The following is a 10,786-nucleotide window of genomic DNA, read 5'->3' as shown; positions in this document are numbered from 1 at the left end:
CCCCGCCCGCGAGCCCCGTGGACTGAGTGGCTGCTTGCTCCCACCTCGCGCGGTCCCGGCCCTGGACCGTTTGTTCCGGTGCGGGAACCCGCGTGCTATGCCCGCCGTCTCACCGCGTGGAGCGCCTCTGACACCATGAAGCAGCCTGGGACATTCCGTCTGGCCCTCGGGGCCCTGGCGCTCGCGGCGCTCCTGCCGCTGACGGCGTCGGCACAGGCCTTCGTGGGCGGTCGTCCTCCGGGCGGCAATGGCCTGAAGGTGGGCAACGGGCGGCTGCACCCGACGCTGGAGCTGGAGACGCGGCTGGACAGCGGCGTGGGCTACTTCCGCGAGGCGGGCACGGGCCCCCTATCCCCGGACCTGTCCGGGGAGCTGGCGCTGCACGTGCGCCCCGGGCTGCTGCTGGACGTGCCGTCCCCCAAGCTGGCCATCGCGCTGCGCGGCAACCTGGACTACGTGGCCTACACGGGCCTGATTACGGCGGGCTCCGGCGCGGCGTCCCACCTGGAGGGCGCGGCGGACCTGGCGCTGCGCTTCAACCAGGAGAGCGAGCTGTCCGTGGAGGTGGGCGACGAGCTGACGCGCTCGGACCGCACGCGCACGGCGGCGCTGGGCGCGGGCATCCTCAGCCTCTTCAACGAGGCGCGCGTGAAGGCGCAGTGGAAGCCCGGCGGCGGCGCGCTGGAAGTCACCCCGTCGCTGGCGTACGCGATGGAGTTCTTCGAGCCCCTGGGCGGAATGACGCCCATCGGCTGCACCGACGCCGCGTGTGATCCGCTCGCCGCCAGCCAGTTCAACTACGGCAACCTGCGCCTGGGCGCGGAGGGCCGCTGGCGCTTCCTGCCCAAGACGGCGGTGGTGGTGGACACGGGCCTGGAGTACCGGGGCTACTTCAACGACACCACCACGCCCAGCGCGGCCATCCTGCATGCCATGGCGGGCGTGTCCGGCCTGATATCCCCGCGGATCACCCTGACGGCGAAGGCCGGCTGGGCCCAGAACCTGGGCTCGAGCGGCGGCGCCACCGTGGTGGGCCAGGTGGAGGGCACGTACCTCCTGGGCCCGTCGCTCACGGTGAAGGGCGGCTACCTGCGCGCCTTCGAGCCGGTGGCCGCCTACGGCACCTTCCGCGACGACCGCGTCTACGCGGAAGGACGCTCCGTCATGGGCAGCCGGCTCGCGCTGCACGCCGCGGGCGCGCTGGACTTCCTCTCCTTCGCGGGCAGCCGCGGCGACACGCTGGTGACGCTGGACCTGGGGCCCGAGTATCAAATCCGCCCGTGGCTGGTGGGCGCGGTGGGCTACATGCTGGGCACCCGCTCCTCCTCGCTGGGCGCCGCTGGCCTCAACTACACCCGCCACGAAGGCTACGCGCGGGTGTCCGTCTCCTACTGAGGCCTTCCGCGCCCATGCGTCCCTCGCGGCCCCGCTTCGTCCTGCCGGTCCTCCTCGCGGTGTTGGCGGCGTGTCACGCGGACACGCGCCCGCCGCCCCCTCCGCCCACGCCCGCATCGGCCGCGCAGGCCGCGGCGACGTCCGGCGGCAACCTGGGCCCCGGGGACGTGGTGGAGGTGCGCGTCTTCCAGGAGCCCGAGCACTCCGGCACCTGGCGCGTGTCGCCGGAAGGCACCATCGACTATCCGCTGTGCGGCAAGGTGTCGCTGTCCGGCCTCACCGCCAGCGCCGCGGCGGACGCGCTGCGCGACTGTCTGGCGCGCTACCTGCGCCGCCCGCAGGTGTCCGTGCTGGTGCGGGAGTACAACTCGCAGAAGATCTTCGTCTTCGGGGAAGTGCAGAAGCCCGGCACCTTCCCCGTCACCGGCGAGGTGTCCATCATCCAGGCGATTACGCTGGCCGGTGGCTTCACCAAGCTGGCGGCGAAGAACAACACGCTCGTCACGCGCGTGGTGGACGGGCAGGAGCGCAAGATTCGCGTGCCCGTGGAGGACATTGGCGTGGGCCGCGAGCGCAACTTCCTGCTCCAGGCCGGCGACATCGTCTTCGTGCCGGAGAGCTTCTTCTAGTCGCGCGGCGTCCAGCCGATTTCATCCAGGAAGCGCTTCGCCTGGGTCATGAGCTGGGGCGCCAGGTTCGCGCCGCTCGCCAGCACGTCCCCCTTGAGCACGTCGAAGGGCCGCCCGTCGATGTGCACGATGACGCCGCCGGCCTCCGCCACCAGCAGGCCGCCAGCGGCGATGTCCCAGGGCTTGAGGCCGAACTCGAAGTAGCCGTCGAAGCGGCCGGCCGCGACGTACGCCAGGTCCAGCGCGGCGCTGCCGGTGCGGCGCATGCCCTGCGCCAGGAGGATGAGCTGGCTGAAGAGGCCCACGGGCAGGTCCGGGCGCTCACGCACGTCGTAGGGGAAGCCCGTGCACAGGAGCGCCCGCTCCAGCGTGGCCGTGGGGCTGGCCTTCAGGGGCACGCCGTTGAGCGTGGCGCCCTCCCCCTTCGCGGCGGAGAAGAGCTCGTCGCGCATGGGGTCGTAGACAGCGCCCGCCACGGTGCCCTCCGGGCCCTCCACCGCCACGCTGACGCAGAAGTGCGGCACCTGGTGCGAGTAGTTGGTGGTGCCGTCCAGCGGATCCACGATCCACCGGAACGTGTCCGTGCCCTGCGTGGCCCCGCTCTCCTCCGCGAGGATGGCGTGGTGCGGATGGCGCTGGCGCAGGAAGTCCAGCAGCGCGGCCTCGGAGGCGCGGTCCGCGTCCGTGACGAGGTCGATGCCGCCCTTGAACTCGATGGTGCGGTGCTGGGGGAAGCGCTCGCGGAGGATGCCGCCGGCCATGCGGGCGCCCTCCTCCGCGGTGCGGCGCAGCGCGGCGGGCGTCTCCGGTTCGTGGGCCATGGATGCGGTTCCCTCGGGTGCGCGCTAGGAGGCGGGCTCGGCGAGCAGCTGCTCGATTTCCGTCTGGAACTTCTGGAGGAACTCCTCGGCGAAGCCCTCGTGCACGTGCCGGATGACGCCCTTGCGATCAATGAGGAAGGTGGTGGGCATCAACCGCACCTTCAGCAGGCGCTCGGACACCAGCGCGTTGGCGTCCAGGAGGATGGGCACCTCCACCTTCGCCTCCTCCAGGAAGGCGGGAATGGCGCGCACGTCCTCGTCCACGTTGAGGGCGTAGGCCTTGAAGCCGCGCGAGCCGTACTCCTTCTGGAGCTGCGCGTACATGGGCAGCGCGTCCTTGCAGGGCTCACACCACGTGGCCCACACGTCCAGCAGGACGACCTGCCCGCGGTCGCTCTTCAAGTCATACGGGCTGTTGTCCGGGTAGCGCTTCACCTGAAACATCAGCGGCTGGCCCGGGGCCTTGTTCGACGACTCCAGGGCGGAGCTGCTGGAGCGCGTCCCGTCACCCGTGCGGTCCGTGAGCGGCGGCAGTGACGAAGGCGACGACGAGGCACAGCCCAGCGCGAACGCCAGGGCTCCCAGCGAGAGGAGGAACGGGCGGCGCATGGCTCAGGTCCCCTTCCCCGCCCGGGTCTTCAGGGCGGTGAGCAGCTTGTCGATGAAGCCCCCGAAGGAGCCGTTGCTCATGACGAGCAGCACGTCGCCGGACTTCGCCTCGGCAGCGACGCGGTCCACCAGCGTCTGCACGTCGGTGGCGCCGTCCGCGGCGATGCCCTGGCCCTTGAGCGCTTCGATGAGCTTGGGGACGTTGAGTTCCTCGCCCTCGGGCACCTTGTCGTGGCGCTCGGGCACCTTGAGGCTGGCGCGCGTGGCACCGGGGAAGGCGTGCGCGTAGTCCTCCTGGTGGATGTTGCGGCGGCTGGTGTTGGAGCGCGGCTCGAAGATGGCCCACAGGCGCCGGTCCGGGTAGCGGTGGTGGATGGCGGCGATGGTCTCGCGCACGGCGGTGGGGTGGTGCGCGAAGTCGTCCACCACGAGCACGCCGTCCACCTCCGCGCGCACCTCCTGCCGGCGCTTCACGCCCTGGAAGGTGGACAGGCCCTGCTGGATTTCAGCGAAGGTGAGGCCCAGGCCGCGCGCGGCGGCGATGACCGCGAGCGCGTTCTCCACGTTGTGCGCGCCGGACATGGGCAGCGTCACGGTGCCCAGGTCCTGGCCCTTCTCCACGACGTTGAAGCGGGCGCCCTCGGGACCGAAGGAGACGTTCTTCGGCGTGTAGTCCGCGTCCGCGCCCTCCTTGGCCACGTAGGTGCTGACGGGGGCGGTGCCTCCGCGCGCGATGCGCACGGCGTTCGGGTACGCGGCGCAGACCACGAGCTGGCCGTCCTTGGGCACCAGGCGCACGAACTTCTCGAACGTGGCCTCGTAGTGGGGCAGGTCGCGGAAGATGTCCGCGTGGTCGAACTCCACGCTGGTGACGATGGCGGTGCGCGGCCGGTAGTGGAGGAACTTGGAGCCCTTGTCCCAGTAGGCGGTGTCGTACTCGTCGCCTTCCACGACGAAGTGCGGGCCCTTCCCCACGCGGTAGTTGCCCGCGTAGTTCTGGGTAACGCCGCCCACGAGGAAGCTCGGGTCCTTGCCCGCGGCCACCAGCACGTGGGCCATGAGCGAGGACGTCGTCGTCTTGCCGTGCGTGCCCGCGACGACGACGGAGTGCGAGCGATCCAGGAAGAGCGTGCCCAGCGCGGCGGGGAAGCTCATCTGCTTGAGGCCCCGCTCGCGCACGGCGGTGGCCTCCGGGTTCACCCGGCGGATGACGTTGCCGATGATGACCAGGTCCGGCTTCGCCGAGTCCAGGTTGGCGGGCGCGTACGGCGTGCTGACGGGGATGCCCCACGTGCGGAGCATGTCGCTCATGGGCGGGTAGACGTTCTCGTCGCTGCCGGTGACGTCGTAGCCGGCGGCCTTGAGCATGCCGGCGAAGGAACCCATGCCGGTGCCGGCAACGCCCACCAGGTGGATGCGGCGCACGGACTGAGGGTCGAGTGAGTCGAGGACGTTGCCGTTGTCGTCAGCCATGCTGCGGTTTCCTCAGGGGAGGACGTGAAGGTCGAGCGCCTCCACGACGAGCTCGTGGAAGGCGGGGCGGAAGTCGCGGATGCGCAGGTCCTGACGGCCCTGGGCCACGCGGTTGGTGATGAGCGCGACGACGAGCGACCGCCTCAGGTCCACCCAGAGGCTGGTGCCGGTGAAGCCCAGGTGGCCCACCGCGCCCGGAGGCGTGTCGCCAATGAAGCGGCCCGCGCTGGAGTGGCCCTTCGACGGAGAGTCGAAGCCCATGGAGCGGGTGCTGCCCGCCACCAAAGGGTCGGTGGCGAGCGCGCGGTGCCACAAGGGCCCCGGAGCAATCGCGGCATGCGTGCCCGCGGCGCCTTCGAGCACTGCCTGGCCGAAGCGGGCCACGTCCACGGCGGTGCCGAAGAGGCCCGCGTGTCCCGCGACGCCGTCCAGCACCCAGGCGTTGTCGTCATCCACCTCCGCGGGGCGGGACGGCTGCGACGGCACGTCCTTCCACAGCGACTCCTGGCCGGGAGCGGGCTCGCGCGGGCGCATGGCGCCGGTGGGCGCGGTGGCGCCGTCGGCGGGGAAGTCGGTGAGGCGGTGGAAGCGGGCCTTCAGGTCCAGCGGCTCCGCGACGTGGCGGTGGAAGAGCACGTCCAGCGGGGCGCCACCCGCGCGGGCGAGGATGTCGCCCAGGAGGATGAAGCCCACGTCGCTGTAGACGGACTTCGTGCGTACGGGCGCGTCGAGCGGCGTGGCGGCGGCGGCATGGAGCACATCCGCGTGGACCTGCGCGCGGACGGAGGCAGGGCAGCCGGCGTCGAGCAACTCCGGGTGGGCCTTGAGCGCGTCCGCGAAGAACGGGACGAAGGCGGGCAGGCCGGAGCGGTGGTAGAGCAGGTCCGCGACGGTGACGCCCGCGTCGCCCGCGGGCGAGCCGGGGAAGTAGCGGGACACGAGCGTGTCCGGGCCCACCTTGCCCTCGGTCCACAGGCGCAGGAAGAGCGCGGTGGTGGACATGGCCTTGGTGAGGGACGCGAGGTCGAATCTCGTCTCGCCCTTCACGTTGCCAGCGACACCGCCGAAGACCTGCATGCCCTTGTGGAGCACCACGGCCTGGGCGGAGGGGAAGATGCCCAGCTCCACGCCGTCGTCGAGCACGGCCTGGAGGTTGGCGATGGGGTGCTGGCTCATCCGGGGCTCACCGCGCCTTCGAGGAAGGTGAGGCGCGCGGCGTCCGCGTCCAGGCGCACGTGGGTGCCCAGGGCCACGGGGTAGTTGATGGCGCCATGGCCGATGGGGAAGCCCGCGGCGCAGGGCACCTTAGCGTCGCGCGCCAGCTCCCGGAGCACGTCCGCGCTGGAGTAGTTCGCGTCCTTCTCCTCGCAGGCGGTGAAGTCGCCCAGGACGATGCCGCGCACGCGAGAGAAGACCCCGGCGAGCCGCAGATGGGTCCACATGCGGTCGATGCGGTAGGGGCGCTCGGTGACGTCCTCCAGGAGGAGCACGGCGCCGTCGAGCGGCGGCATGTACGGCGTGCCCAGGAGCCGGGAGAACACGGACAGGTTGCCGCCCACGAGGACGCCCTCGGCGGTGCCGGGGACGTAGGTGGCGTTGCCGTTGAGGGGCGGCGGGGCCTCCGCGGATTCGAGCAGGCGGAAGAGGTAGTCGTGGACCTGGGTGGACTGGCGGCCCAGCTGCGTGAGGACAGGCGCGTGGATGGAGACGCGGTGCAGGGCCTGGAGCGCGCAGTGGATGGACGTCAGGTCGGAGAAGCCGGTGAAGGCAACGGGGCCGGCCTTGTCGATGGGCAGCTCCGGCAACAGGCGAGAGCTGCCATAGCCGCCCCGGGCGCAGAAGATGGCGCGGGAGGCGCGGTCGAGGAACGCATGCGACAGCTCCTCCTGGCGGCGGACGTCATCCCCGGCGAGGTAGCGGTGCGAGGCACCGATATCGGGCCGGACCACCGGGGAGTAGCGCTCGGAGAGGATGCGCAGGCCTGCCTCGTAGGGGGCCTGTTCGAAGGGGCCCGCGGGGGCGACGACCTGCACCGTGTCGCGGGGACGGAGCGGAAGGGGCTTGAGCCAACGCACGCAGCGCTTCATAGCACCCGGTGCCGGGGCGCCACGGTGTTTCAGGGAGCCCGGGGCCCGAAGCGTTGAGTACCGCAGGACGGAGGAACGAGGCCCCGTGGAGCGCTCGTCCGCCCGGCCGTCATAGGAAACCTGTCCGACTGTCGGACAGGTTTGGCGCCTAGCGGCCCTACCCCTCCGCGCTTCGTTCCAGCACCGCGGCGAAGAACCCGTCCGTGCCGTGGCGGTGCGGGGTGACGAAGAGGAAACCGTCCTGGAGGCACACGTCCGGAAGCCATCCGGAGCCCGGAGTGACGGCCCGGAAGGCAGGGCGGGAGCGGAGGAAGTCCGCGACCACGTCCTGGTTCTCCGCCCGGTTGACGGTGCAGGTCGCGTAGACGACCCGGCCACCGGGGCGCACCACGTCCCCGGCGCGGGCCAGGATGTCGCGCTGGACGGCGGTGTACCGGGAGAGCGAGTCCGGGGTGAGCCGGAAGCGGAGGTCCGGGCCTCGGCGGAGCGAGCCCAGCTCGGAACAGGGAGCATCCGCGAGGACGCGGTCGGCGTCGAGGCCCGGTGACGGAGGCGCCCGGAGCACCTGGACGCGGGTGAGCCCGGCCCGGGAGGCGCGTTGCTGGAGCCGGTCCAGCCGCTCCGCGTCCGGGTCGTAGGCGAGCAGCCGGCCGGAGTCCTTCATGGCGGCGCCCAGTTGGAGCGTCTTGCCCCCTGCCCCCGCGCAAAGGTCGAGCACGGTCTCCCCCGGCCGGGCCTCCACGAGGAGCCCGAGGAGCTGGCTGCCCTCGTCCTGGACCTCGAACAGGCCCTCCTGGAGGGAAGGCAGGGCGTAGAGGTTCGGACGCGGACCGTCGACATGGAGGGCCAGCGGGCTCCAGGAGCCGGGGCGGGTGGAGACGCCCTCGGAGGCCAGGCGCGCGGCCAGGGCCTCACGGGAGATGCGGGCCGGATTCACCCGGAGCGTGATGGGGCCCGGGACGTTGAGGTGGGCGCAGAAGTCCTCCGCCTCCGCCCCCAGCTCACGGGCGAAGTGGTCCGCGAGCCAGTCCGGCAGCGAGGCCCGGAGCGCCAGCGACGGGGGCGTTCCGGTCCGCAAGGGCACCGGAGCATTCAGCCCCGCCCAGGACGCGGCATCCGAGGCGGGCACGCCCACGAGGCCATGCAGGAGCGCGAAGAGGAGCTGGGAGGGCGACGGATCCGGCGAGTCCAGGAGGAACCCCAGGCGGCGGCGCCAGAGGCCCACGTTGAAGACGGCCTCCTTCAGCGCCTGGCGCCCCTCGCGGGACAGGGCGCGGTGGGAGCGCAGGGTCCGGTCGAGGACGCGCTCGGCAGGGTCACCCGAGAGGACACGGGCAAGCGCCTCGGACACGACAGGGCTCAGCCCCTGGAGCGAGGACCAGGGCTGCGAGATAAGCCGGGAGATCGGATCGAACAGGACAGTTGACAGGGCAGGCTCGGTTCTCTAGAAGTCGCATCCATCACGGCAACGCACCGCCGCGACGGGACATATTCCCCGATAGCTCAGCTGGTAGAGCGGGTGACTGTTAATCACCATGTCCGTGGTTCGAGTCCACGTCGGGGAGCTACTTGAAGGGCCCTACCAACCGGTAGGGCCCTTTTTGTTTAACAAGGGCCTCGCGATGATATCGCGGGGCCTTCGTGCTTAAGCCCTTGAATCACAAGGGATTCTGGCTCGCGGTGACGAAGAGGGCGCTCTCGGCGCTCTATCCCGCAGAGCGAGATGCCCCCTCTCCTCCGCCGCCGAGTGGGCCCCCTGGACCGCTCTTTCACCCGTTTTGGGGAGAGAGAGGCCGAGAGTGGTTAACAGGTGCTGTTAACTTTTGGGGCGGTGGTTAACAACACTCCCCCGGAGACCCGCTCTTTCCGCTCTGAGGTTTCTGGGAGGGCGTCTCTCTCTGGTTTTTGGTTGCGTCTTTCACCTGCTTTGCTGGTCCCGGCGAGGGCAACGCCAGGCTGGCAGGGCCCTCCAAACAAACACTCGAAGTGAAGGCGCCTTCAGCCGCCTCGGATCAGCCGGCTCTGCCACCGCTTCGCGAGGGCACTCGCCCTTCCTCGCAAGGCGGCCGGCGCCCTGTCCGAGAGACTCTGAGAGCCCCAAGACTCGGCAGCGTCCCTCCCACTCGTGCGGCATCGCGGCATCGCCGGGGCGCATTCCCCCGTCCATCGTCCGGAGTCCCTGCAGGCAACGACTGCGCCGAGCGCTTCATGTGGCCATCCGCTTCGCCGCAGCCGACGCCTGGCACTTCTAGCTTGTCGTCTGAACAGAGCCTCATGCGGCTGGCGGCACTTAGATTATGGCTACCACCCGCGCAGCGAGCACTCCTTCCGCACGCACTCGCCCGGCGACCTCCAACTGGACATCTGCACCCACTGTTCGAGTGCCTTACTCATGTCGTGCGTCTGGCGCGCGCCTTATTCCGAAACAAGACGGAACGCTGTCCATGCCACCCTCAACAGTCCGTCAATATTCAAAGTTATTATGATAGTCGCCCCTCAACGAAGCCCGTTCAATGAGACGCTCAAGCTTCTCGACGGACTGCGCCGCAGCAAAATACTCCCTACGGCTTTGCTCGTCATAAGCAACATCGAGCCCCGCCTCGGCCCAACGCCAGCCCCCACCCAGCTTCTTGCGCAAATATTCATCAAACTCATCAAGAGCCGCGCATATCTCCCAAAACGAAGCATGCCCAATGGGATTAAAGACAAAAGAAAAACCATCACCATGCCGAGTCATCCGAGCAGGAAGAGCCCCCACGCCTGGCAGATGAAAGTACAGAGAACCAATACCTGGCTCAAATCCTCCATGCGCCAACGGGTTTCGCAAGGCATCTCGAATGTGCTTAATCCGTTCGTAGAGCGACTTCGCAACCGGATCCGCCCCAGACTCAAAGAGGCGACGAACCTTCTTCGACCACTTCTCAGCAATAAAATCCATGAGCTGCCCGCTCCCTGGTTCGAAGCCCAAGAAAGGCAACGAAAGCACCAACACATGCTCGGCTCTACTGAAGTAGGCATTCATCATAGCCTCCGCATAGTGCCCTCCCTCCATTGCCCTCTCCGATGCCCTCGCCCACGGAGCAAAAAAATCAATAGCCCCCCCTTTCTCAGCACCTTGCCCATTGCCTGCCGGCAGCAGTTCAGGCGGTCCATACATTTCAGCAGCTTTTTCGCGGAAGAATCGATATGTCCGCTCGAAGTGATGAAACCTATTGGCAATTGTCACCCTGCCATCGCGCGCCTGTTCCTGGACGAACGGCTCAAGAAACTTCTCAACAATCCGAACCGACTTCTCGATCTTTCCCAAAACCTCTCTAACCAACGGCGACCCCTCTGGATGCTCAACCTGCGTCGTCACCGTGAATCCGAACTTCCTAAGCGACACATCGAAATAAGCCCCCTCGTACTCAAACGAAGCTCCCCATCGAGTCTTCTCCCAAGGGCCAAGTACCTCCAGACCAAGGACATCCCGCAAAACAAAGAGCACAAGTTCAGGAACTGGAAACTGGTCATCCGCCTTGAAATTCGTGAAGCGACGCTCCTTCTCATAGCACTCCGGAAGTGGCTTCAGCTTCTTCAGCATCAAACCAACACTCTTACGAAGCTCGTCAGTAACCATAACTCTCGGACCTTGGCGCTCTAGGGAGATAGCCAGCATCCTAAAAATGCAGCGGCCTCGCCACAAACTCTGCGTCCCCTGGCGGTCGATCTTCACATGTATACGAGTCCCTCCCTGCCCAGAATCGATGCAGTTCCCCCTCCGCGCACGACC

9 protein-coding genes and 1 tRNA gene are annotated in these 10,786 nt (G+C 68.7%); 3 read left to right on the top strand and 7 right to left on the bottom strand.

What is annotated here, in order from left to right; translation table 11 throughout:
- Positions 1-135: 135 nt before the first annotated feature.
- Entirely contained in the window at positions 136-1,395 is a 1,260-nt protein-coding gene (locus D7W82_RS04055; protein WP_120617054.1) for a hypothetical protein, read from the top strand.
- A gap of 14 nt (positions 1,396-1,409) precedes the next feature.
- The gene (locus tag D7W82_RS04050; RefSeq protein WP_120617053.1) at positions 1,410-2,024 is read left to right on the top strand and encodes a polysaccharide biosynthesis/export family protein; all 615 of its coding nucleotides are present in this window, start codon (positions 1,410-1,412) and stop codon (positions 2,022-2,024) included.
- Here the strand turns inward: D7W82_RS04050 and D7W82_RS04045 are convergent.
- The 6 genes from D7W82_RS04045 to D7W82_RS04020 form a co-directional block, all read right to left on the bottom strand.
- A complete protein-coding gene (locus D7W82_RS04045) occupies positions 2,021-2,845 on the bottom strand; it encodes an inositol monophosphatase family protein (protein WP_120617052.1) in 825 nt (274 codons plus the stop codon). The two genes, D7W82_RS04050 and D7W82_RS04045, sit on opposite strands and share 4 nt — an antisense overlap.
- Before the next feature lie 24 nt (positions 2,846-2,869).
- Positions 2,870-3,454, bottom strand: coding sequence for a TlpA disulfide reductase family protein (locus tag D7W82_RS04040; protein WP_120617051.1), 585 nt, complete (start codon positions 3,452-3,454; stop codon positions 2,870-2,872).
- Between the two features lie 3 nt (positions 3,455-3,457).
- Positions 3,458-4,927, bottom strand: a complete 1,470-nt coding sequence (gene mpl / locus D7W82_RS04035; protein WP_120617050.1) for a UDP-N-acetylmuramate:L-alanyl-gamma-D-glutamyl-meso-diaminopimelate ligase — start codon at positions 4,925-4,927, stop codon at positions 3,458-3,460.
- A gap of 12 nt (positions 4,928-4,939) precedes the next feature.
- Positions 4,940-6,103, bottom strand: a complete 1,164-nt coding sequence (locus tag D7W82_RS04030) for a serine hydrolase (RefSeq protein WP_120617049.1) — start codon at positions 6,101-6,103, stop codon at positions 4,940-4,942.
- Entirely contained in the window at positions 6,100-7,014 is a 915-nt protein-coding gene (locus D7W82_RS04025; protein WP_120617048.1) for an LD-carboxypeptidase, read from the bottom strand. The genes D7W82_RS04030 and D7W82_RS04025 overlap by 4 nt, the downstream gene beginning before the upstream one ends.
- Before the next feature lie 157 nt (positions 7,015-7,171).
- Positions 7,172-8,365 carry an RsmB/NOP family class I SAM-dependent RNA methyltransferase gene (locus D7W82_RS04020; RefSeq protein ID WP_233587285.1) on the bottom strand — a complete coding sequence of 398 codons (1,194 nt, stop codon included), beginning with the start codon at positions 8,363-8,365 and terminating at the stop codon, positions 7,172-7,174.
- A 141-nt stretch (positions 8,366-8,506) separates the two neighbouring features.
- Here D7W82_RS04020 and D7W82_RS04015 point away from each other — a divergent pair.
- A tRNA-Asn gene (locus tag D7W82_RS04015) sits at positions 8,507-8,579 on the top strand.
- 899 nt (positions 8,580-9,478) lie between these two features.
- Here the strand turns inward: D7W82_RS04015 and D7W82_RS40420 are convergent.
- Positions 9,479-10,597 carry a hypothetical protein gene (locus D7W82_RS40420; protein ID WP_158617582.1) on the bottom strand — a complete coding sequence of 373 codons (1,119 nt, stop codon included), beginning with the start codon at positions 10,595-10,597 and terminating at the stop codon, positions 9,479-9,481.
- Positions 10,598-10,786 lie beyond the last annotated feature (189 nt).

This window comes from Corallococcus sp. CA049B (genome assembly GCF_003611685.1).
Taxonomy (GTDB): Bacteria; Myxococcota; Myxococcia; order Myxococcales; family Myxococcaceae; genus Corallococcus; species Corallococcus coralloides.
The sequence above is the reverse complement of the archived record's forward strand: the minus strand, read 5'-3'. Positions and strand labels throughout refer to the sequence as shown.

Excerpts from the sequence above, each read along its gene's own strand:
- D7W82_RS40420 (WP_158617582.1), bottom strand. The coding sequence starts at position 10,597 with ATGCTGAAGAAGCTGAAGCCACTTCCGGAGTGCTATGAGAAGGAGCGT.
- D7W82_RS04050 (WP_120617053.1), top strand. The coding sequence starts at position 1,410 with ATGCGTCCCTCGCGGCCCCGCTTCGTCCTGCCGGTCCTCCTCGCGGTG.
- D7W82_RS04055 (WP_120617054.1), top strand. The coding sequence starts at position 136 with ATGAAGCAGCCTGGGACATTCCGTCTGGCCCTCGGGGCCCTGGCGCTC.
- D7W82_RS04030 (WP_120617049.1), bottom strand. The coding sequence starts at position 6,103 with ATGAGCCAGCACCCCATCGCCAACCTCCAGGCCGTGCTCGACGACGGC.
- D7W82_RS04045 (WP_120617052.1), bottom strand. The coding sequence starts at position 2,845 with ATGGCCCACGAACCGGAGACGCCCGCCGCGCTGCGCCGCACCGCGGAG.
- D7W82_RS04025 (WP_120617048.1), bottom strand. The coding sequence starts at position 7,014 with ATGAAGCGCTGCGTGCGTTGGCTCAAGCCCCTTCCGCTCCGTCCCCGC.
- mpl (WP_120617050.1), bottom strand. The coding sequence starts at position 4,927 with ATGGCTGACGACAACGGCAACGTCCTCGACTCACTCGACCCTCAGTCC.
- D7W82_RS04040 (WP_120617051.1), bottom strand. The coding sequence starts at position 3,454 with ATGCGCCGCCCGTTCCTCCTCTCGCTGGGAGCCCTGGCGTTCGCGCTG.